This window comes from Streptomyces lacaronensis (genome assembly GCF_047337785.1).
Taxonomy (GTDB): Bacteria; Actinomycetota; Actinomycetes; order Streptomycetales; family Streptomycetaceae; genus Streptomyces; species Streptomyces lycopersici.
The window spans coordinates 8059878-8080485 of the sequence record NZ_JBLHDK010000003.1; the positions used below are offsets into that span (position 1 = coordinate 8059878).

The 20608-nt window shown below is 70.6% G+C and carries 23 protein-coding genes, 1 tRNA gene and 2 pseudogenes; 12 read left to right on the forward strand and 14 right to left on the reverse strand.

The window, feature by feature from the left end; all coding sequences use genetic code 11:
• The first annotated feature begins 122 nt into the window (after nucleotides 1-122).
• The 3 genes from ACMTAK_RS34540 (at nucleotide 123) to ACMTAK_RS34550 (ending at nucleotide 2760) form a co-directional block, all read left to right on the forward strand.
• Nucleotides 123-1301, forward strand: a complete 1179-nt coding sequence (locus tag ACMTAK_RS34540) for a sensor histidine kinase (RefSeq protein ID WP_413809800.1) — start codon at nucleotides 123-125, stop codon at nucleotides 1299-1301.
• On the forward strand, nucleotides 1292-1981 hold the full coding sequence (locus ACMTAK_RS34545) for a response regulator (RefSeq protein WP_413809801.1): 690 nt from the start codon (nucleotides 1292-1294) through the stop codon (nucleotides 1979-1981). Before ACMTAK_RS34540 ends, ACMTAK_RS34545 begins: the two co-directional genes overlap by 10 nt.
• A gap of 116 nt (nucleotides 1982-2097) precedes the next feature.
• On the forward strand, nucleotides 2098-2760 hold the full coding sequence (locus tag ACMTAK_RS34550; protein ID WP_413809802.1) for an O-methyltransferase: 663 nt from the start codon (nucleotides 2098-2100) through the stop codon (nucleotides 2758-2760).
• A 13-nt stretch (nucleotides 2761-2773) separates the two neighbouring features.
• On the opposite strand, the gene ACMTAK_RS34555 is transcribed toward ACMTAK_RS34550, so the two are convergent.
• From ACMTAK_RS34555 to ACMTAK_RS34565, 3 genes are all read right to left on the reverse strand, one after another.
• Complete coding sequence (locus ACMTAK_RS34555; protein WP_413809803.1) at nucleotides 2774-3577, reverse strand: DUF4383 domain-containing protein; 804 nt, start codon at nucleotides 3575-3577, stop codon at nucleotides 2774-2776.
• Nucleotides 3578-3745: 168 nt separating this feature from the next.
• Nucleotides 3746-3979: an FmdB family zinc ribbon protein gene (locus tag ACMTAK_RS34560; protein WP_413809804.1), complete on the reverse strand. Its 234-nt coding sequence runs from the start codon at nucleotides 3977-3979 to the stop codon at nucleotides 3746-3748.
• Between the two features lie 124 nt (nucleotides 3980-4103).
• Nucleotides 4104-5414 carry a coiled-coil domain-containing protein gene (locus ACMTAK_RS34565; RefSeq protein ID WP_413809805.1) on the reverse strand — a complete coding sequence of 437 codons (1311 nt, stop codon included), beginning with the start codon at nucleotides 5412-5414 and terminating at the stop codon, nucleotides 4104-4106.
• Nucleotides 5415-5763: 349 nt separating this feature from the next.
• On the opposite strand from ACMTAK_RS34565, the gene ACMTAK_RS34570 reads away from it, so the two are divergent.
• Nucleotides 5764-5835 (forward strand) — tRNA-Val (locus ACMTAK_RS34570).
• A gap of 200 nt (nucleotides 5836-6035) precedes the next feature.
• A pseudogene (locus ACMTAK_RS52705) lies at nucleotides 6036-6326 on the forward strand (helix-turn-helix domain-containing protein); the annotation flags it as partial.
• A gap of 50 nt (nucleotides 6327-6376) precedes the next feature.
• Here ACMTAK_RS52705 and ACMTAK_RS34575 read toward each other — a convergent pair.
• The 5 genes from ACMTAK_RS34575 to ACMTAK_RS34595 form a co-directional block, all read right to left on the reverse strand.
• On the reverse strand, nucleotides 6377-7039 hold the full coding sequence (locus ACMTAK_RS34575; protein ID WP_413809806.1) for a class I SAM-dependent methyltransferase: 663 nt from the start codon (nucleotides 7037-7039) through the stop codon (nucleotides 6377-6379).
• Nucleotides 7040-7104: 65 nt separating this feature from the next.
• Nucleotides 7105-7551 carry a glycine-rich domain-containing protein gene (locus ACMTAK_RS34580; protein ID WP_413809807.1) on the reverse strand — a complete coding sequence of 149 codons (447 nt, stop codon included), beginning with the start codon at nucleotides 7549-7551 and terminating at the stop codon, nucleotides 7105-7107.
• Nucleotides 7552-7753: 202 nt separating this feature from the next.
• Nucleotides 7754-7897: a hypothetical protein gene (locus ACMTAK_RS34585; RefSeq protein ID WP_413809808.1), complete on the reverse strand. Its 144-nt coding sequence runs from the start codon at nucleotides 7895-7897 to the stop codon at nucleotides 7754-7756.
• Nucleotides 7898-8141: 244 nt separating this feature from the next.
• Nucleotides 8142-8978 carry a hypothetical protein gene (locus ACMTAK_RS34590; protein WP_413809809.1) on the reverse strand — a complete coding sequence of 279 codons (837 nt, stop codon included), beginning with the start codon at nucleotides 8976-8978 and terminating at the stop codon, nucleotides 8142-8144.
• The gene (locus tag ACMTAK_RS34595) at nucleotides 8975-9220 is read right to left on the reverse strand and encodes a hypothetical protein (protein ID WP_413809810.1); all 246 of its coding nucleotides are present in this window, start codon (nucleotides 9218-9220) and stop codon (nucleotides 8975-8977) included. Before ACMTAK_RS34595 ends, ACMTAK_RS34590 begins: the two co-directional genes overlap by 4 nt.
• A gap of 36 nt (nucleotides 9221-9256) precedes the next feature.
• Between ACMTAK_RS34595 and ACMTAK_RS34600 the strand changes: the two genes are divergently transcribed.
• Both ACMTAK_RS34600 and ACMTAK_RS34605 read left to right on the forward strand, forming a co-directional pair.
• Nucleotides 9257-9742 carry a hypothetical protein gene (locus ACMTAK_RS34600; protein ID WP_413809811.1) on the forward strand — a complete coding sequence of 162 codons (486 nt, stop codon included), beginning with the start codon at nucleotides 9257-9259 and terminating at the stop codon, nucleotides 9740-9742.
• A 25-nt stretch (nucleotides 9743-9767) separates the two neighbouring features.
• Entirely contained in the window at nucleotides 9768-11108 is a 1341-nt protein-coding gene (locus tag ACMTAK_RS34605) for a hypothetical protein (protein ID WP_413809812.1), read from the forward strand.
• Between the two features lie 235 nt (nucleotides 11109-11343).
• Here ACMTAK_RS34605 and ACMTAK_RS34610 read toward each other — a convergent pair whose 3' ends face one another.
• Nucleotides 11344-12150, reverse strand: coding sequence for an SDR family NAD(P)-dependent oxidoreductase (locus tag ACMTAK_RS34610; protein ID WP_413809813.1), 807 nt, complete (start codon nucleotides 12148-12150; stop codon nucleotides 11344-11346).
• A gap of 89 nt (nucleotides 12151-12239) precedes the next feature.
• Here ACMTAK_RS34610 and ACMTAK_RS34615 point away from each other — a divergent pair, with 89 nt between their 5' ends.
• A complete protein-coding gene (locus tag ACMTAK_RS34615; protein ID WP_413809814.1) occupies nucleotides 12240-13091 on the forward strand; it encodes a helix-turn-helix transcriptional regulator in 852 nt (283 codons plus the stop codon).
• Between the two features lie 233 nt (nucleotides 13092-13324).
• Here ACMTAK_RS34615 and ACMTAK_RS34620 read toward each other — a convergent pair whose 3' ends face one another.
• Both ACMTAK_RS34620 and ACMTAK_RS34625 read right to left on the reverse strand, forming a co-directional pair.
• Nucleotides 13325-13753, reverse strand: coding sequence for a pyridoxamine 5'-phosphate oxidase family protein (locus tag ACMTAK_RS34620; RefSeq protein ID WP_413813081.1), 429 nt, complete (start codon nucleotides 13751-13753; stop codon nucleotides 13325-13327).
• Nucleotides 13754-13810: 57 nt separating this feature from the next.
• Nucleotides 13811-14671, reverse strand: coding sequence for an NAD(P)H-binding protein (locus ACMTAK_RS34625; RefSeq protein WP_413809815.1), 861 nt, complete (start codon nucleotides 14669-14671; stop codon nucleotides 13811-13813).
• A 119-nt stretch (nucleotides 14672-14790) separates the two neighbouring features.
• Here ACMTAK_RS34625 and ACMTAK_RS34630 point away from each other — a divergent pair.
• A pseudogene (locus ACMTAK_RS34630) lies at nucleotides 14791-15312 on the forward strand (cupin domain-containing protein); the annotation flags it as partial.
• A 3-nt stretch (nucleotides 15313-15315) separates the two neighbouring features.
• On the opposite strand, the gene ACMTAK_RS34635 reads toward ACMTAK_RS34630, so the two are convergent.
• Nucleotides 15316-15696 (reverse strand): winged helix-turn-helix transcriptional regulator, encoded by a 381-nt coding sequence (locus ACMTAK_RS34635; RefSeq protein WP_413809816.1) that lies wholly within the window; start codon nucleotides 15694-15696, stop codon nucleotides 15316-15318.
• Between the two features lie 90 nt (nucleotides 15697-15786).
• Here ACMTAK_RS34635 and ACMTAK_RS34640 point away from each other — a divergent pair, with 90 nt between their 5' ends.
• Nucleotides 15787-16719: an NADP-dependent oxidoreductase gene (locus ACMTAK_RS34640; protein WP_413809817.1), complete on the forward strand. Its 933-nt coding sequence runs from the start codon at nucleotides 15787-15789 to the stop codon at nucleotides 16717-16719.
• 55 nt (nucleotides 16720-16774) lie between these two features.
• On the opposite strand, the gene ACMTAK_RS34645 is transcribed toward ACMTAK_RS34640, so the two are convergent.
• On the reverse strand, nucleotides 16775-17611 hold the full coding sequence (locus ACMTAK_RS34645) for a helix-turn-helix transcriptional regulator (RefSeq protein ID WP_413809818.1): 837 nt from the start codon (nucleotides 17609-17611) through the stop codon (nucleotides 16775-16777).
• 117 nt (nucleotides 17612-17728) lie between these two features.
• Between ACMTAK_RS34645 and ACMTAK_RS34650 the strand changes: the two genes are divergently transcribed.
• A complete protein-coding gene (locus tag ACMTAK_RS34650) occupies nucleotides 17729-18793 on the forward strand; it encodes an aldo/keto reductase (RefSeq protein WP_413809819.1) in 1065 nt (354 codons plus the stop codon).
• Between the two features lie 758 nt (nucleotides 18794-19551).
• Nucleotides 19552-20073, forward strand: a complete 522-nt coding sequence (locus ACMTAK_RS34655; RefSeq protein WP_413813082.1) for a cupin domain-containing protein — start codon at nucleotides 19552-19554, stop codon at nucleotides 20071-20073.
• Nucleotides 20074-20233: 160 nt separating this feature from the next.
• On the opposite strand, the gene ACMTAK_RS34660 is transcribed toward ACMTAK_RS34655, so the two are convergent.
• Entirely contained in the window at nucleotides 20234-20587 is a 354-nt protein-coding gene (locus ACMTAK_RS34660) for a hypothetical protein (RefSeq protein WP_413809820.1), read from the reverse strand.
• Nucleotides 20588-20608 lie beyond the last annotated feature (21 nt).

Genomic DNA, 20608 nt, shown 5'->3' on the forward strand with positions numbered 1-20608 from the left:
TAGGAACCGGCCGCACCCGGCGGCCATGAGGCCGACCGTCCGGTTCCCCGGCCGTCCACCGCACCGGCAACCTGCGGAAATCCTCAGTGTCCCGGCCGGTCCCGGCCGCTAGCGTTTCCACCATGAGTGCCACCACGGGGAGATGGCCGCGGCGCGCTGCCCGGCGCGCCGCCGGGCTGCTGGCGGGGGCCGGTACGGCGCTCGTCGCGCTGCCGTTCCTGGCGGCGGTGGGGCTGACCCTGCTGTCCGTGCCCTGGCCGGGCGCGCGGCAGTGCGTACTGCGGCCGTTCACGGCGGGCGCGGCGCGGCTGACCGAGCTGGAGCGCCGCAGACTGGCCCGGTTCCTGGACATCGAGATCACCTCCGACTACGGCGGCCGCCAGGCGCTGCGCTACCTCGCGGCGCGCACCGCGGTCGGGCTGCTGGGCGGTCTTGTGCTGCTGGCCGGGCTTGCCGGCATCGCCTACGGCACCTTCCTCCTCTGGGGCTGGCTGCTCGGCTACGCCTTCCACGACCTGGTCAGCGTCGTGACCAGCGGTGTCGGCGGCCTCTTCCTGCTGTTCCTCGCCGTCCAGGGGGCCCTCGGCGTGGCCGGCCTCGAGGCGCGGCTGGCGCGCGACATCCTCGGCCCCGAGACCCAGGACGCGCTGCGGCACCGCATCGAGGAGCTGGCCGCAAGCCGCGCCGGGGTCGTCGAGGCGGTCCACGACGAACGGCGCCGCATCGAGCGCGATCTGCACGACGGCGTACAGCAGCGGCTGGTGGCACTCGGCATGCTGCTCGGCCGGGCCCGCCGCAGCCAGGACCAGGTCAAGGCGCGCGCCCTGCTGGCGCAGGCCCACGAGGAGAGCCGCCAGGCGCTGGACGAACTGCGCGAGGTGGCCTGGCGGGTCTACCCGACCGCGCTGGACGAGGCCGGGCTGCGGATCGCCCTGGAGACGGTCGCCGAGCGCTCGGCCATCCCCGTACGGCTCGACTACGGGCTCACGGCCGAACCGGTCACGGCGGTGCGCACCGCCGCGTACTTCGTGGTGGCGGAGGCGCTGACCAACGCCCTCAAGCACTCGGGCGCGGCCCGCATCGACGTCTCGCTGACGGCCGTGGCCCCTGGCACGCTGACCGTCCGCGTCACCGACGACGGCACCGGCGGCGCCGACCCGGCGGGCGGCGGTCTGCTCGGCCTGGCCCGCCGGGTCGCCGCCCTCGACGGCCGGCTGCGCGTGGTGAGCCCGCCCGGCGGCCCCACCACCGTCACCGCGGAACTGCCCGCCCCGTCCCTGGGCGGTGTGGTGTGCGGGTGATCCTGGCCGATGACTCGACCCTGCTCCGCGAGGGCCTGGTGCGGCTGCTCGCCGAGGAGGGGCACGAGGTGGTGGCGGCGGTGGGGGACGGCGCCGCGCTGGTGGCGGCGGTCGAGGCGGCACCGGACGTGGACGCGGTGGTCGTGGACGTACGGATGCCGCCGACGCATACGGACGAGGGGCTGCGGGCGGCGCTGGAGATCCGGCGGCGGTGGCCGGGGGTGGGCGTGCTGGTGCTGTCGCAGTACGTGGAGAAGCGGTACGCGACGGAGCTGCTGACGGGGGAGGGGGCGGCCGAGACCGACGGGCTCGGGGCTCCCGGGGCGCGGTCCGGGGGAGTTGGCTATGTGCTCAAGGACCGGGTGGTGCAGGTCGACGAGTTCCTCGACGCGCTGGAGCGGGTCGCCACGGGCCGCGCCGCCTTCGACCCGGAGGTGGTCCGCAGACTGCTCGCCCGCTCCACCCGCACCGACCCGCTGAGCCGCCTCACCCCGCGCGAGCGGGAGGTGCTCGACGCGATGGCCCAGGGGCACACCAACGCGGCGATCGCCGAGCGGCTGTATGTGTCCCGCAGCGCGGTCGAGAAGCACATCAACGCCATCTTCGAGAAGCTCGAACTGCCGGGGAACGCGGGGTACAGCCGCCGGGTGCTCGCCGTACTGCGCTATCTGGGAAGCTGAAGCTGAAGCTGATTGGATCGGAACCGGACTGGACCGGACCGGACTGGAACGGAACGGACCGGACCGGACCGGAACGGAACCGGTCGGGGAGCCGAGGAGCCGAAAGGGAGGCCGTGATGGCCGAGAGCAAGAGCACACCGATCACGGCCGAGCTGTACGACTACGTCCTGCGGCACAATCCGCCGCTCGACCCGGTCCTGCGCGAGCTCGTCGAGGTCACCCACCGCGATCTCCCCGGTCACGCCGGGATGCAGTCCGCCGAGGAGCAGGCCCCGCTGCTGGCCTTCCTGGTCCGGCTGACCGGCGCCCGCCACATCGTGGAGGTCGGCACCTTCACCGGCTTCTCCGCGCTGGCCATGGCCCAGGCGCTGCCCGCCGACGGCCGGTTGGTCGCCTGCGATGTGTCGGCGGAGTGGACGTCGTACGGCCGGAAGGCGTGGGCCAAGGCCGGTGTCGAGGACCGTATCGACCTGCGGATCGCGCCCGCGCTTGACACGCTGCGCGCGATGCCCGCCGAGCCGCATGTCGATCTCGCGTATCTCGACGCGGACAAGCAGAACTACATCCCGTACTGGGAGGAGCTGGTCCCGCGGATGAACCCGGGCGGTCTGATCGTCGCGGACAACGTCTTCTACCACGCGCAGGTCATGGAGGCGACGCCGTCGCCCGGGGGCGCCGCGATCCAGGCGTTCAACGACCATGTGGCGGCGGACGCCCGGATGGAGGCGGTCATGCTCACCGTCGCCGACGGCCTGACGCTCGCGCGCCGGGTCGGCTGAGCCGCCGGTCGGGTCAGCTGAGCCGCCGGTCGCGGATCCGCTGCCGGACCCGGGCCCAGCGCCCCTTGGGCTGGTCGGTGGGCTCGCCGCCCCCGGGCTGATCCAGCTTGCCCCACTTGCCGGGCGGCTGACCGGACCGTTCAAGGGGCCCGCCCGGGGTGCCCGGGGCCTCGGGTGTGAGCGGGGCGCCGGGCCGGAGGGCCGTACCGCCCCGTTCGGCGGCGCGCTCCCGCGCCGCGATCAGCTCACGCGCGTGGGCGGCCTCGCGCTCGGCCTGCTCGGGGTGGCGGGTCACCCAGTACGGATTGTCATGCGGCAGCCCGCCGCTGACCCGTCCGTACATCCCGAACCACATCAGCAGCAACCCCACCACAAAGCTGAACAGCACGTTCTGCATCCGGAACGCCAGGAAGTTGTACGGGGTCTCCAGCAGCGCCAGATTGACGAACCCGCTCAGCAGGAAGAGCAGCCCGAGCACCATATTGAGCGTCGAGGCGAAGTTGCCGCCGATGAGCATGCCGATGATGAGCAGCAGCCCGACGGCGACGGAGAGCACACTCAGCGTGTCGTTGGTGTTCAGTCCGGCGACCGTGTCCCCGCCGGTGTCGAAGAAACCGACCCGGTGGATCAGGCCCAGGATGCCGAAGGCGACGAGCACCAGTCCCATGAGCCCGGCGCCGACGCGATAGACCTTGCTGAGCCGGTGATCGACGGGCAGATGCTCATTGAGCGTGGTGTGCGCGCCGAGCCGCTCCGGGAAGTGCCGTGCGACTCCGGCGGGATGAGGACCGATGGGGGAGGGGCGGCCCGTAGCCATCTCCGGCCTCCTTGCTGCTGGCGACGCCGGGCCTCGGCCGTGCGCTCTTCGCGGTCGAGGCCGTACCCGTGGACCGGCACCTCACCGGCGCGTACACGACGTACACGCGCACAACCGGAGGCGCGGCACGGGTACGTATCTCCAGGATCCGCCCCGGTCCCCCAAGGCTCAACCGCAGCAACCGCCGCCGCAGCAGCCGCCACCGCCACCGCTGGACGGGGGCCGGGCCGGGGAAGCGGAGGACGACGAGGACGCGGCGCCGGTGACGGCCACGGTGGACAGCAGCTTCACCGTGTCGTCGTGCCCGTCCGGGCAGGACGCGGAAGCGGAGGACTCGGCCATGGGTCGGTTCAGCTCGAAGGTGGTGCCGCAGGCGCGGCAGCGGTACTCGTAGCGAGGCATGGCAGGAGCATAACCACCGAACCGCAGGTCAGCCCCCCGAATGAGCCCTGGTCTTCTGGGCTCTGGTCTTCTGGGCACTGTGCTTCTGAGCTCTGGGCTTCTGAGCTCTGGGCTTTGCGAGGGCTCAATGCCCCCCGCCCCGCTCGTCCCGGATCTCCTGGACGACCCGGCCGGCGGTCTGCCGTACGGCCTCGGTCTCGGAGAGGAAGTGCCACCAGTCCGGATGCCGCCCCTCGAGACCCGCGATGGCCCGGTCCAGGCGCTCCACGGCGTCGTCCAGCGGGCGCGCGTGGCGCGGATCGGGGGTGCTGCGCCCGGCCATGGCCAGCCGCTGCGCGTCACGGATCGCGAACCGGGTGCGCTCGATCTCCTTCTGCTGGTCGTACGACACCTCGTCCAGCCGCCGCAGCCGGTCCCCGGCCGCCGAGACGGCCTCGTCCGTACTGTTCAGCAGCGCCCGTACGGTGGCCAGCAGCGCGGTGGCATCCGGCCAGCGCTGCTCCTCGCGCGCCGCCTGTGCCTCCTTGAGCTTCTCCTCGGCCTGCGCCACATCCCGCGCCGCCTGCGCGGGGACGGGCTGCAGATCCTGCCAGCAGGCCGCCGCGTACCGGCGGCGCAGCTCGCTGAGGACGGGCTCGACCCCGGCCGCCCGGGTGGTGATCGCCTGGGCGCGGGTGCGCAGTGACACCAGCCGCTTGTCGATCTCCGCCGCCCGCTCCGGCAGCCGCTCGGCCTCCCCGCGCACCGCCTCGGCCTCGCGCAGCACATCATCGGCGCGCCGCAGGGTCTCCTGCACACCGTGCTGCCCGGCCCCCTGGTTGAGCTTGGTCAGCTCGGGCGACAGCGCCGCCAGCCGGGCCGCCAGATCGTCCGCCCGCAGCCCCGACGCACGCACCGCGTCCAGCGCGTTACTCGCCGCGAGCAGCGCCTGCCGCGCCCGCTCCACGGCCGGCGCCAACCGCGCCAGCCGCGTCTCGGCCTGCTCCAGCAGCGGCCCCAGCCCCTGCGCGAACCGGTCCAGATCCGCCTTCGTCCGCTCCAGCGCGTCCTTCGCCCTGGTCAGATCGGTCCGGGCCCGGGAGGCCGTCGTCGCGTCCAGATCGTCCCGATCCAGATCGTGGGCGTCCACCGCCGTGATGTAGTCCTGGCTGACCTGGTCGATCCGCCGCTCCAGCGCCGAGAAGTCGCCCGCCGTCCGGCGCGCGGCGGGCGAATCGTCCACGGCGGTGATCGTCTCTATGGAGATCCGCAGATCCCGCTGCGCGGTGTCCAGCTCATAGAACGCCGCCGCCGCGGCATCCTTCGCCGCCTGCGCCTCCGCCCGCTGACTCTCCCCCCGCCCCCCGAACCACCGACGCCCCCCGCCCCCACCGGCGAACGACAACGACCCCACCGCGACCAGCAACGGCACGGGCAGCAGCACCAGCCCGAGCACGGAGGGACCACGCGAGCGCCGCCCATGGGCGGGAGGGGCGAGACGGACAAGGCGGATGAACGGGCCAACACGGACGGCCGGGCGACGCGGAAGGCGCAGACGGCGCGGAAGGCGCGGACGGCGCGCTGGACGCGCAGACTCTGCAGATGACGCCGCCACTTCCCGCTCCCGATGGATCGCCCAGGTCCGAATGTCATTCTCCCACCCGACACTGACGAGCACAGCGCTCGGTTCGGTTCGCGATCTGCGGACTTCTCCCACCCGAGTGCACCCCCTCCGCGGCGCCCTCCGCACCCATCCACACGATTGCGGCACCACCCCGGAAACCCTGTAGGCTGACAGCCCCCTGGGGCGCATAGCTCAGCGGTAGAGCGCTGCCCTTACAAGGCAGATGTCGGCGGTTCGAACCCGTCTGCGCCCACAGTGATTGACCGCAGGTGAGAGTGCGATTCGGTCCCTCAACCCGTTTGAGTTGAGGGACCGTTCATGCTCGGATGCCACATAGATGCCACATCCCCAAAGGATCATGCTCTGCAACGAGGTGTAACCCTGTGCGACAGGGGTACGCAGTTCGTAAAGTGAGACTCCGAGGGGTGGCGCTGCGCCCGATCCAGCGTCGGGATCCGCGATATCCGATCACCGCAGGGACGCAAGAAGCTGGACCGTGAGCGGGAGGAATACTTCCGGCTCATGGATCAAGGTGTGAGCGGCCGGGAGGCATGCCGGATCGTCGGCATCAACCGCCGCACCGGCAAGCGGTGGCGCAACGGCACCGCCCCGACGAATGGCCAGTACCGGCCCCACGCCGCCGAGGCCCGCCGACCGCGCCCCAAGCCCAGCAAGATTGGTACGAACCCGCAGCTGCGCGACTTCGTCCAGGACTGCCTCGGCCAGCGGTGGAGCCCGGAGCAGCAGCGTTCCGCCCGCGCGCCACGGGGGCGCCGATGGGACCGTGGGCAGACTCAGGCCGTGGCGCGGACGAGCATGGTGCCGATCTTCCGAGAGCCAGCTGGCGCAGGCAGCACCCGTGCGGTCGCTCTGGCGAACCCGTGCTCGCGCAGAATCTTCGCCCAGCTCGGTGGTTCGTAATCCCACCGCTTCACCACCAGCGGGTCCTCGTCCTCGGACCTGGTGATGTACGACGCCTGACAGCCATAGCAGCCCTCGACAGGCGGGCGCTGGGAGAAGGCCAGCACGCCGCCCGGACGGAGGCGCTCACGAATCGCCGGCAGCAGGCGGGTGGGGTCGGTGAACCACACCGCGCCGAAGACGGAGAACACCGCGTCGAAGTCGTCCGTGGAGCGGGCCAGGAAGTCGAGGGCGTCCCCCTGGTGCAGCTCCAACCCAACGGCATCAGCCCATCGGGCGCTGGCGGCCCTGAGTTGGGCCAGGGACAGGTCCACGCCTACGGCCCGCGCGCCGAGTGTTGCGACGTGCGCGAGGTTGCCGCCCTTTCCGCAGCCGAGCTCCAAGACCACCGAGCCGCGGCTCATACCGAGGATCTCGGCACCGGGGCCGTGGTCGGAGTACTGCGTCCAGTTGAACCACGTCGTCTCCCCGGCGGCGTTCACTGGCCGCCGCTGGGGCTTCTGCTGCGCGTAGGTGTCCCAGGCGGTCTCCGCCATGCGCTCTCCGGTCCCGTAGGCCAGCCGCCCGGTGGCAGTGCCGGGCGGCTGGCGGCGTGCTTACGTCACTTCTTGCCGCTGTTGGGGCTGTCGCTGCAACCCGCGTGACACTGGCTACAGTCGGCCGCTTCGGGCCAGAGGTCGGTGTCCACCGCGTACCCGGCGGTCGCGATGGCGTCGAGGATGCGCTGCCTCGCTGCCGCAGCTGTGCCGCGCTTGCCTTCCGCTGGGTCTGTGGGGACGTGGTGGATGAAGTGTCCCGCAACGCGCTGGCAGAAGTCGGCGTAGTCGCGGGTATGGAGGATGAAGGTGTGCCAGCCGATGTCGATGGTCTTGCTGGGCGTCAGAGGCTGGCTGGTGTTGTTGGCGCAGGCGGCGATCCGCTCGGCGAGCGGCAGCGCGATGTCGTGGTCCTTCACGATGCGTGTGGCGAGCCGGTCGAGGAGATCTGCACTGAGGAGCGTCCTGGCGTCGGCAGCGGTGCCGAGCGGCCGTTCCACGGTGACGGTCACATTGCCTCCTATGTTGGATGACCTGGTCTGGCCCTGCTGGACGGGACTCCGGCCCGCGGTCCGGGCCGGAGTCCCTTCGCCCCTGCCTTGCCGGTGGCCGTGTCTGGCTGTATCGACCGGTAGGGGGTCTTGGAGGGCGGGCCGCTGGCGGCGAAGTCCGGCCCGGGGCGGGGGACCCCGGGGCACCAGCGACCCACCCGGTTTATGGGGCGGGGGTGCTGACGAAGCAAAACCAGACCGCGAGCACCAGCAGCGCGGGGATCACGCAGAGCAGGAGACCCATCCGGGCGGCGCGGAAGGCGAGCAGCCCTGCCCACACGACGGTGGAGTGTCGACGGTGCCTCATCCGGTACCTCCCGAACTCTTCCGGCGGGGTGGAGGTGGCTGCTCGCGCCTGACGTGCTTGCACCGGTCCTGCCGCACGCCTGTCACCGTGGGATAGCGGACCGTGCCGCAGGTGGCGCACTCAGCCCGCCAGGCAAGGTGTGCGCCGCCCGGGTACGGGACCAGCGGCACGTAGCCAGCCGCACGGATACGCCGCTCGGCCCACTCGGCGCGCTGTCGGGGAGACGACGACCTCGTCCAGGCGCTCACCCATGACCACCACCCTGCTCAGCCGCACCAGCACAGAGCGGCCGGCATACGTACAGTTCGACGGCCTCTTTGGTGACGCCTCCGCAGGTCCACACGACCGTGCCGAGCAGCTGGTCGGCGAGCAGCCGCTGCCCGCACAGGGCGCAGTCCCAGCCGTGAAGTTGGGGCCCGGTCAGGGTTTCGGGGTCCGGCAGCGGTATGCCCGGGAGCAGGGAGGGTTGTGGGTAGGCCGTCATCGGGACCACTGCCCCTCGTGCTCGGTCGCCGCCGCGCTGGTGAGACTCCGCGACCGCCCCTTGGAGTAGAGCGGCGCGTGCGGGGGGGGGGCAGGCGTAGGTGACCATGCCGACGTCGCTGCGGCCATCCTCCACGTCGACCGGGATGGGCTCGTCAGTGGGCAGCTTGCAGTGGTAGCAGAGTTGACGGCCCTCGGGCACGCGGCCGTACTCGGCGCGGTCGGCCTCGGCCAGTGCCTCCCGCAGCCTCCAGGTGTCGGTCAGGTAGTGGTCGGCCGAGAGCGGCACGCGCCAGTGGGTGCGCGGGCCCTCGGTCCAGGAGACGGGCGGCACGCCTAGGTAGGTGCTTTCATCGGCCAGCTCGATGAGGACGCGGACTTGCCGCAGGCGCCACCTCTCAGCGGTGCCCACGGCGACGAGCCAGTACAGAGGGCCGTGCTTGTCCTGGATGACGGCACCGGTCTCAGCGCCGAGAGCCTTGAGCGCGCGTTCCCCGATGGTCGGGGCTGCGCGGACGGCGTCCCACCATCTGCCCACCGGTAACGCCTCAACGTCGTCGGTGTTCGGCGGTGTCCACGGAAAGGGTCTGGCCCTCATACCGCGCCTCCCGGAGACGCGCCGAGAAGAAAGGCGAGACGAAGAGCAGTACCGCTCTCGTCGCCACGCTCGCCGAGCTCATACCCCCAGTTGGTGACATAGCGTCCCCCCTGGTCGGCGATCTCCTCCACCAGATTGGCGCTGAACGGATTTGCCACACACAGCTGGGCACCCTTCGCCACTATCGACAGTCCGTAGGCTTTCAGTCGATCGGCGAGGTCGCGGTAACCGGATGCGTCCATGCATCGATGTCATCGCACCAGTAGTCGCGACGGGATATGACAACCTATGACACGGAGTGGATCATGAATCGGGCTGTGGCCATCACCGGTACTCGGTCGACAGCACATCGGGATCTCGCCAGCTACACCGAGCTATTCGACAACTACCTCCACCCCTTCGCGGATTCCGACGCCCACTTCTACATCGGAGGGGCCAAGGGCATCGACAGCCTGTCCCTGTTGTGGCTGGCCGGGAACACGGAAGCACGGATCACGATCGTCGTCCCTGGCACCGTCCAGCAGCAGCCCGCTGAGGCGCGACAGGCCATCACCCGCACGCGCGGCCGAATCACGAAGGTGATCGAGCTGGGCGCCGAACAGCTCCGTATGCCCGCGTTTCACGCTCGGAATCGGTGGATGGTCGACCACTCCGACATGGTCATCGGATTCCCCCTGTCAGGCCCTCATGGGGCCTCTGGGACTTGGCAAACCCTCGATTATGCAGCGCAGCAGGTGAAGCCACACCTAATCGTGCCCGTGTGACGGGGATCACCGGCATGATGAGGGCATGAGCACGTGCGAATCTCGTGGCGCTGCTGCCCTCAAGTCCCTCCGTAAGGCGCGAGGCTTGTCCCTGGCCGACATGGCGCGGGCGCTCGTCGAGACAGCGCGTCGACTCGGCCAACCGCTCGACTCCTCGGCCACGAGCGTGCAACGGTCCGTTGCCCGGTGGGAGAGCGCGAAACGCCCCATTCTCCCCAGCGATCGGTACCAGCTGCTGCTCGCGCACCTCTACGCCCGCGACGCCGATGGTCAGATCGTGTTCGGTTCCGGAAGTGACTTCGCCCAGCTGCTCGATGCCCTCGCCCACCTGGGCGCGGCAGAGACGCAGCTACGTGAGCTGCGCGCCCTGCTCGTACGCACGGCCACCGACGGCGGCGCCGGGCTGCTCGCCCTACTCGGACCCACGACTCAGCTATCGATGGCGGCCGCGCTCGCCGATCCGGCGCGCGTGGACGATGCGCTACTCGCCGGGATGCGGGCGGCCGTTGGCGACGTCAATGCACAGGTGGGCTCGTTGCCTTTCGCCCGGCTGCAACTACTGCTCGCCCCGGTGATCGAGTCCTGTCAGCGGCTGCTGGCCGGCGGCGTGCCCGAGCCGCTGCAGCCTGAGCTACGCACGGTCGCGGCGCAGGCGTATACCCTCGCCGGGCGGCTGTCGTTCGAGACCCGGGATGACCAGGCGTCCCGCGCGCTCTACGCGACCGCCACCGACGCGGCAGGACAACTCGGTGCCCCGTGGCGCCGGGCAGTCGTGCACATGAGCCATGCCCTGGTCACGCTCTACTCGGTACCAGGCATCGAAGCGGCCCGTGAGCTGGTCGACGCTGCGGTGCGCGATGCCCGTACCGGCGACAGCATCCGCGTGCGGGCCCGGGCACATGCGCTACAGGCCGAGATCGCTGCCCGGTCGGGCGCCGAGCGGCACGCGCAGACCGCGCTGTCGCTCGCCTGGTACGACCTCGACCGCGACGTAGACGGCGATCCGGCACCAACGAGCTTCACTGCTGATCATCTACGCGGCTTCGAGGGCCTGTGCGAGCTGTATGTAGGAGAGGCGGCGGTCGCTCACGACGTCTTCGCCAGCGGCGCGGAAGCCCTGGACACGCCGCGTGAGCGGGTGCAGCGGGCCATCGTCTCCACCGATCAGGCCCTGGCCTGTATTCGCCTCGATGCGTCGGAGAGGGCCGCAGACCTCCTGCACGCCTGCGTCGATTCGGCAGCTAGCACCGGCGGGCGGGTACCGGCGTTGCGCCTGCGTCAGGCGCGTAAAGAGCTGCGTCCGTGGCGGCGCGAGGGTTTCGTCGCCGATCTGGATGATCACCTCATCGACGTACTGGGAAGCTGACACGACAAAAGCCCCCTCGCCCGGCCCAGAGGTCAGACGAGGGGGTTAGCCAGGGGCATGGACTTTCACGTCCGGAATTAAGGGTCAAAGCCGCCGCCGATCGGGAGCGAGCGCCCCGGCAGCGTCACGCTCACCCTGCGGCCCTGCTGGGACGCAGAAGCGCTTCCTCAAGTGGTGGGACACGGCATAGCAGCCTTGGGGAAGGAACATTGGCCCGTCGGCGGCTGGCCGAGGTTTACGAGACTCGCATGCCGCCGTCGACGGAGAGGACCACTCCGGTGACGTAGGAGGCGCGGTCGCTCAGCAGCCAGGCGGCGGCCTCGGCGACCTCCTCGGGCTCGGCCGCGCGGCGCAGCGGGGTGTGCGCGTTGAGCTGGTCGATGACGCCCGGCGATTCCGCTTCCCAGCCGCGCATCATCTCGGTCAGCGTGGTGCCGGGGGCGATGGCGTTGACGCGGATGCCTTCCGGACCGTAGGCGACGGCGGCCGACTCGGTGAGGCTGTGGACGCCTCGCTTCATCGCGCTGTAGGCGGGCAGTACGGGGTTGCCCCTCCAGCCGCCGACGGACGAGGTGTTGACGATGGCGCCCGTGCCGGCGGTCGCCCGAATCGCGGCGACCTGGGCGGCCAGGGCCAGCCAGACGCCCTTGAGGTTGACGCTGTACTGCTGGTCGAAGTCCGGCTCCCGCACTTGGTCCATCGGGCCGATCTGCTGCGTGCCGATCGCCCCGTTGTTGAAGGCGACGTCGAGTCGGCCGTACACCTCCACGGTGCGGTCGACGGCGGCGCGCACGCTTGTCGCGTCCGCCAGGTCGCACACCGCGTACTCCGCGGTGCCGCCCGCCGCCCGGATCTGTTCGGCCACCGCTTCGAGCTGGTTCTCCGTGCGGGCCGCGAGCAGGACCCGGGCGCCTTCCCGGGCGAACAGCCGCGCCGCGGCGGCGCCGATGCCGCGGCCGGCTCCGCTGATGAAGGCGACCTTGCCGGTCAGCAGACCCGACGCGGCGGGGGTGGGGGTGTCGGTGGTCTGTGTGTTGTCCATGCCGACGAGCCTGTGTCCGGCCGCGCGCCCTCATCCAGGCACCGGCGGTACCTGGATCGGCTTGGTCGGCCCCGTGCACACTCGGGGACATGGACAGACGTGAGCTGGCCGGTTTCCTGCGCAGCAGGCGCGAGCGGATCACCCCTGCCGATGTGGGGCTGCCCGCCGGGCCGAGGCGCCGTACCCCGGGGCTGCGACGCGAGGAGGTGGCGCAGCTGGCGTACATCTCGACCGAGTACTACACGCGGCTGGAGCAGGCCCGTGGCCCGCGCCCCTCGCGCGAGGTGCTGGCCGGTCTGACCCGTGCCCTGCGCCTGTCGGACGCCGAGCGCACCCACCTGCACTACCTCGCCGGTGCCCCGCCCGCCCCGCCGTCGGGACCCTCCCGCGAGGTGCGCCCGAGCATCCTGGACCTGCTGCGGCGGCTGCCGTACGCCGCGGCACTCGTCCTGTCCGCGGCCTATGAGGTGATCGCCCACAACGACCTGGCGGCCGCCCTCCTGGAGGACTTCTCCGCCCTGCCCCGGCACGAGCGCAACTTCTTGCGCCGTACCTTCCTCGATGCGCGCGTGGGGGAGCGGCAGTGGTACAGCCGGTCCGGTATGGAGATTTTCGGCCGCAATGCGGCCCGGCACCTGCGGGCCGCCGCCGCTCGCTACCCCGACGACCCCGAAGTGGCCACGCTGGTGGATGACCTGCTCACCGGCAGCGCGGAGTTCGCCCGGCTGTGGGCCGCCTACGAGATGTCGGTCGAACCCGCCCCGCACAAGACCTTTCGGCACCCCCTGATCGGTCCCCTCACGCTCAACTGCGATGTCCTGGACATCGCTGACCGGGACCAGCGAGTCGTGATCTACACGGCCGATCCCGGCTCCCCGGCGGAGGAGGCTCTGCGGCTGCTGTCGGTGATCGGCACACAGCGCATGGACGTACCCGGCTGACCGCGGCCTCCGGCGGCCGGTCGGTTCACGCATGGAAAAAACCGATCCCGCGGCGACCTCGAAGTCGATGCCGTCGAGCACGACTTTGTCGCCATATGCCTTGCGCAGCCCGGAAACCGCGATCGCCGAACTCTTCATGCCCCATACGGTCTCGGCCAGGCCTGACACCCGCCTGTCACGCCCCTGACATGAGGCCTGACATGGCGTGGTGCCCTGACCGGCCGTCGCGGAGGTCAATACGTGAAGCGACTCACGGTCTCCGGGTGGATGACGAGCCGGGTCTGCTCCGTGGCCAGGATCTCGGCGAGGTCATCGGCACGGGCCGGATCGTCGAGGTCCCAGTAGCGAGCGGCCAGACGGGCGCACAGCTCGTGTGCTCCGTCGGACTCCACCGTGGTGCGGCCGGCGACCGACAGCCAGCGCTCGCGTTCACCCACGGGGGCGGCGACGACGATCGAGGCGCGGGGGTCGCGGCGCAGGCGCCGCACCTTGAGCGAGTCCGGGGCCGTGAACAGCTGGATCGTGCCCTCGGCAGTGGCCTCGAACCACACCGGCCGGGGCTGTGGCGGGATCGGCCCCTCGGCCACGGACAGGAACCCGTGCAGGGGGCGGCGGAGGAAGTCGAGGTCCTGGGCGGTCAGCGAACTGGCGTCGGTGCTCATCACGGCCTTTCGGATAGGTGAGGGGGAATGGCGGAACGGGTGTTCCGAGGACGATGGTCAAGCGGCTCGGTCAACCGCTGTCGGGGCGCCCCAGGCTCCCGCCGCCGCGGCCCGTACGGCGTAGTCCTCGAAGGACCGGGGCGCCCGTCCCAGCACGGTGGCGAGGTCGTCAGTCGTCCCGGCGAGCAGCCCGCGTTCCATCAGTACGAACATCTCGGCCACGTGGTGGGCGTCGTCCTCGCTCAAGCCCTCCTCGACCAGCGTCGCGGCGTACTCGGCGGGGGAGACCTGCCGGTAGGTGAGGGGCCGCCCGGACGCCCGGGAGATCAGCTCGACGGCCGAGCCGAAGGTGAGCGCACGCGGTCCGGTCAGCTCGTAGACCCGTCCGGCGTGCCGACCGGGCTCGGTCAGCACCGCGGCCGCGGCGTCGGCGACGTCCTCGACGTCGATGAACGGCTCGGGTACCGCGCCGGCCGGGAGCGCCAGCTCCCCGGCGACCAGCGGGGCGTGGAAGACGTCCTCGTCGAAGTTCTGGGCGAAGTTCGACGACCGCAGGACGGTCCACTCCAGCGCCGAACCGCGCACGGCATCCTCGGCCGAGCGCATGTCCAGTCCGAACGCGGAGTCGCCCCAGGAGTCGGCGCCGCGCCCGGAGAGCAGGACCAGCCGCCGCACCCCGGCGGCCTCGGCCCGGGCCACGAACGCGTGCACCGGGCCCGGTACGCGCGGGGGCACCACGTAGACGACGGCGATGTCCCGCAGGGCCGCGTCCCAGCTGCCGGGGTCGGACCAGTCGAACCGGATCCGGCTCGACCGGGAGACGGCACGCACCGGCGTGCCGCCCAGCCGCAACCGGGCGGCGACCCGTCGGCCGGTCTTGCCGGTCGCGCCGAGGACGAGAGTGGTGTCGTTGCTCATGACGCCGATTGAACACGGCCGATTCGGACGAACCCATGGGTGAAGAGCCGGATCACCTGTGTATTCGTCCAACCTCACCGAGGTGGACGCGTTCAGTGACCTGATCCGCGGGGTGCGGGACGATCGTCGTACGCGGCCCTGGGACGTTCACCTTCGTCGACGAGGTCGGCACCCGGGCCGAACCGATCGCCTGCGGCGAGCACCGCGCCACGCCCGAGCAGGGCGGGACCAGGCGCCGGCGTGACGACGGCGGGGACGCCGGTGGCATGTCCGGCCCCGTGCTGGACCACCTCGCCGCCGAGGTCGCCGTCGACACGCCGGGCCGGCAGGTCGTCCTCGACCGGCTGCTGGACTGGCTGCTGGTCCGCACGCTGCGCGAGTGGTTCGACCGACCCGGTGGTGAGCCCCCGGCCTGGTGGGCCGCCCGGCGGGACCCGGTGGTCGGCCACGCGCTGCGGCTGCTGCCCGCCGAACCGGCGGCACCATGGACGGTCGCCGCGCTCGCCGGGCGCACCGGGGTGTCGCGTTCGACGCCGGCCAAGCGGTTCGCCGACCTGGTCGGCGAACCCCCGCTGACCTACCTCACCCACCGGCGCATGACGCTCGCGGCGGACCTCCTGGTCGACCGGGAGGCCGCGACGTCGTCAGTCGCCATGGGCGACCGGCTCGGGACCGGCGTCGAGCGCGTCGAGCACCGCGTCGCCGTTCGCCCTCGCCCACTCGGTCAGCATGTGGATCGGCTCGATCAGCGTCGCCCCGAGCGGGGTGAGCTCGTACTCGACGCGGGGCGGCACCTCGGCGTAGGCGTGGCGGCGGATGAGCCCGTGCGCCTCGAGCCGTCGGAGCGTCTGGGTGAGCATCTTGCGGGAGATGCCGCCGATCAGCTCGATCAGCTCGCCATGGCGCACCGGGCCCTCGCTGAGGCCGTAGAGCACGACCGCCGTCCACTTGTCGGCGATCAGCTCGATCGCCAGACGCCCCGGACAGTCGGCGAGGAAGGAATCACCGGGACCGAAACCGCTCATGGCGCCAAAGGTACCCGCGCCAGAGGTACCTGCCGGTTCCTATCGGAAACCTAGCGTGGGTTCTCCCCTTCCCCCAAAGCCAGGAGAGTCATGCGAGTCATCACCCAGCAGACGCTCGGCGGTCCCGAGGTGCTCACCATCGTGGACGCGCCCGAGCCCCAGCCCCTCCCGACCGAGGTTCTCGTCCGCGTCAAGGCGATCGGGCTGAACCCGCTGGAGGCGCGCCTGCGCGCCGGCGATTTCCCCCCGCTGCTCGGCCCGCCGCCGTTCATCCTCGGCTGGGACATCAGCGGTGTGGTCGAGGAGGGGTCGCTGACGTATCGGTTCAGGCCTGGCGACGAGGTGTTCGGGATGCCGCTGTTCCCGCGGGCGGGGAGCGCGTACGCCGAGGTCGTGTCGGCGCCGGCGTTGCACCTGGCACCCAAGCCGGCGTCGCTCTCGCACGTCGAGGCGTCGGCGCTGCCGGTCGTCGGGCTGACGGCGTGGCAGGGCCTCGTCGATCTCGGCGGCGTGACCGAGGGCGACCGCGTCCTGGTCCACGGCGGTGGTGGCGGGGTCGGCCACGTCGCGATCCAGATCGCGAAAGCGCTCGGCGCGCACGTGATCGCGACCGCCGCCGGGAGCAAGCGGACGTTCGTCGAGGGGTTCGGCGCCGACGAGGTGATCGACTACACGGCCGTCGACTTCACCGAGGCGGTCCGCGACATCGACGTCGTGCTCGACACGATCGGCGGCGACACCGCCGAGCGGTCGCTCGAAGTGCTCCGCCCGGGCGGTCACCTGGTGACGGCGGTCGCCGAGGAGGATTCGGGGCTCGCCGCCAAGTACGAGGCGGCCGGCATGCGCTTCAGCGGCATCGCGGTCGACCCCGATCCGGTCGCCCTGCGAGGTCTCGTCGAACTCGTCGAACAGGGCAGGCTCCGGGTCCACGTGCAGGAGACGTTCCCGTTCGAGCGCGTCGCCGACGCGCACCGACTGCTCGACGGCGGTCACCTCCAGGGCAAGCTCGTCCTCACTGTCTGATCCCATTGCCGCGGGCGGCGGTAGCCGTGTCCCCTGTCACCGTGCGGCTTCGACATCACCGTCCGCACAACCGGTCCAATGCCGACTGGCTCTCCTCATCCGCGGCGCGGTAGAGCAGCAACCGCTGGTCCGGATCTTGAAGTGGCATCAGCACTTCGAAATGCAGTGTGAGCACACCGGCGTCAGGATGCCGTATCACCTTGTGCCCGCGGCCGTTGACCTTGACGTCTCGCTCGGCCCACAAGCGCGCGAATTCCTCATCATGAGTGGTGAATTCGGCGATGAGGTCGGTCAGCGCCTTGTCCTCCGGATACGCGGCCCAGGCGGCACGCAGGTGGGCGATTCCCTCCCGCACGACGCGTTCGCGGTCGACATAGAACTCGCGTATCCGCGGATGCATCAGGCACAGCCACATCGCATTGCGCTGCGCCGGCGGCAGGGTGTCGAAATCCAGGAGCAGCTTCGCCATTTCGCCGTTCCAGGCCAGGATGTCGTAGCGGTGGTTCAGCAGCATGACCGGCAGCGGCGACAGGTCGGCGACCAGCCGGGCCAGCGGCGGCACCGCGGTGGTGGCGGGCTTGTCGGCGTCGCGGGGGCGGCGCTGCTGGGCCAGATCGAAGAGGTAGACGCGTTCGTCGGGGCCCAGGCGTAGCGCCCGGGACAGCGCCTCCACCACGTCCGCTGAGGGCCGCAGCCCGCGGCCCTGTTCCAGCCGCACGACGTAGTCGATGCTGACCCCGGCCAGTTCGGCGACCTCTTCGCGGCGCAGTCCCGGGGTCCGCCGGGACCGCCGACGCGACGGCAGGCCGAAATCGTCCGGGTTCAGGCGTTCGCGCCGGGTCCGTAGGAACGCGGCCAACTCCTGTGTCGCGTCCACGGTGCGGGTCGTCATGGTCGATCCAACGATCAGGGTAGGACTGGCATTCCCAGGAACTTCCTTCCCTTATCCCCGGCTCGCGGCGGCCACAGGCTTGTTTTCGACAGCGGATCACAAGCACAGGAGGACACGATGTCGCTCACCCTCGACACCTATCGGCTGCTGGGCCGCTCCGGACTACGGGTCTCACCGCTGGCGCTGGGCGCGGCGACCTTCGGCACCGAGTGGGGCTGGGGCGCCGAGCAGGACGAGGCGCGCAAGCTGTTCGACCTCTACGTCGAGCGCGGTGGCAACTTCATCGACACCGCCAACACCTACACCAATGGCAGCTCCGAGCGCCTGCTGGGCGAATTCACCCGCGACAACCGCGAAAGCCTGGTGCTGGCCACGAAATACACGACGCTGCGCCGTCCCGGCGATCCGAATTCCGGGGGCCCGCATCGCAAGAGCCTGTTCGCGTCGGTGGAAGCCAGCCTGCGACAGCTGAATACGGACTATATCGATCTGCTCTATCTGCACGTGTGGGATTTCACGACGCCGGTTGAGGAGATCCTGCGCGGCATGGACGATCTGGTCCGGCAGGGCAAGGTCCTGTACGTGGCGATCTCCAACGCCCCGGCCTGGCAGGTGTCGCGCATGCAGGCGATCGCCGACTTGCGCGGCTGGTCACCGCTGGTCGCGCTGCAGATCGAATACAACCTGATCGAGCGCACCGGGGAACGTGACCTGATCCCCATGGCGCGCGAGATGGGGCTGGGTGTGGTCCCGTATTCACCGCTGGCCGGCGGGGTGCTCACCGGCAAGTACAGCCGCGACGACCTGACCGCGACGAACGTCGCGTCCGGTGACGGCACCCGCAAGAGCTTCAACTTCGCCTTGGGCACGCTCACCGAACGCAACCTCGCCATCGCTGATGTCCTGAAGGAGGTCGCCACGGAACTGGGCCACACACCCGCCCAGGTCGGACTGGCCTGGACCCTGCGGAACCCGAGCGTGACAGCGCCGATCATCGGCGCACGCACCCCCGAGCAGCTGGAGAGCAATCTGGGTGCCCTGGAGGTCGACTTCACCGCCTCCCAACTGGCCCGCCTGGACGAGGCCAGCGCGATCGAACTCGGCGCCCCGCACGGCCTGCTCGCCAGTGACCACATCCGCAATGTGACCCAAGGCGACCTGAAGATCGAAACCCGCCGCTGATGCCGATGGTGGTGGCAGGGCTCAGCGACTCACCGCGCTGGGCTCCCTGGACCCGTAGAAGCAGGTCCGGTCGTCCGGGCCGATGTATCTCCAGGTCCAGTTTCATCATGCCGTCGAGGAACTCTCGTTCCAGGTCCCCGGTGTCCTGCAGGCACGCGTCGGCGTCCGCGCGGGCAGCGGAGAGGGTCCCGAACAGCCGTCGCTCCTCGAACCAGTCGGAATGGGAGATACGGCCCTGTTCGTGCAGGACGGCGAAGCCATAGGGGCGTCGGCTGATCGGATCGCCCGCCCCGGCGGGCGGCGGCTCGTCGGGTGTCACCTCGAGCTGCTCAAGGCGCTCATGCGCGGTGCCGTCCCACGGATCCCTTCGCAACGCTTCCTCGTACGCGGCGATGGTGGAACGTCCGATGGCGATCGTGGCCGCGACCTCGGCATCGGCGATCTCGGCATCGGCGGGCGCCGCGCCGCCGGGCGCCGCCCGGCCCGCGACCGAGTCGTACAGACGTCCCGCCTCGGCCAGCCGGTCGGCGATCTCCTCCGTACCGTCGTCGAACCAGAGCCGCCGCCAGGAATCGGCGAGCAACTGCCCTGCCCGCACCAGGCGAGCTCCCCCCGTCGTCATCGACCATGGGGCGGCACGCCACCCCATCCGGGGAGGTCCTCCGCTCGGGCCGACCCGAGATCCTTCGCGGGCCCGATGCCGCGTTCCCGAGGCGGGAGCCACCATGCTGGTGGAGACCTGCGAAGAGGAGCGCATCATGTCGTACCCGGAATTCCTCGAATACCCGGAGCCCCGCTACCACGGTGACAAGGGCGAGGTGAACGCGGCCTTTCGTCCGGCCAATACCCCGCCCGACATCTCCTCACCCGGTGGCAGCTCTACGCACTACCTCGCCACCAATGAGTCGACCGGTGGTGAATTCGGCCTGTACAAGCTTGAGTTGGGCGCACGGGCCGCCGGAGCGAAGGCCCACTTCCACAAGGCGATGTCGGAGTCCTTCTATATTCTCTCCGGCGAGCTTGAGCTCTACAACGGCGAGAGGTGGGTCACGGGCCGCGAGGGCGATTTCCTGTATGTACCGGTCGGCGGTCTGCACGCCTTCAAGAACGTGACCGACGAGCCCATGTCCATGCTTCTGCTCTTCTCCCCGGGCGCCCCGCGCGAGGAGTACTTCGAGCGGGTCGCGGAGATGTCGCAGCGCGGTGGCGAGGAACTCAAGCGCTTTCGTATCCGGCACGACAGCTACTTCGTGGAGGATTTCGAGCCCGAGGGGAAGTAAGAGAGTAGGCCCGAGAGGAAGTAGGAGAGTAGGGGAGTGGGGAAGTAGGGGAGTAATCGCCATATGGGCTTGCCCGCGCGTCATGCGCTGACGCGCGGGCAACACACTCTTCGCGCTCTCCGCTGCGGCCCCTCAGCGCAGGGCTGTGGGTATCGAGCCCTCACCCACTCTGCGAGCTTTCGGGTACGCCGAGCGAGTGCCAAGCCGACCAGTCGTTGTCGTTGCCGGCGACATTCTGCCAGGCGCACCTGATGGTGCCGTCGCCGAAGAGGGCGAAGACCTCCAGTCGGCCATCGGCGTTCGAGGCGACCACCGGGTCGCCGATCACGAGCGGGTGGCCATCGCCGCAACCGAGGTCCAGGACGCGCCTGCTTCCGGCCACCCGGTCGCACAGCAGCTCATAGCTGGACCGGCCGTCCGGAGCGCGACCGCGGCCGAAGGCTTCCGCGGTCACCGCTGGGTGCTCAGCGTGGAACGCCCGCAGGAATGCCTCTTGCGACGCGGTAGTCGTCACTCACTCAACTTACGGCGGTCA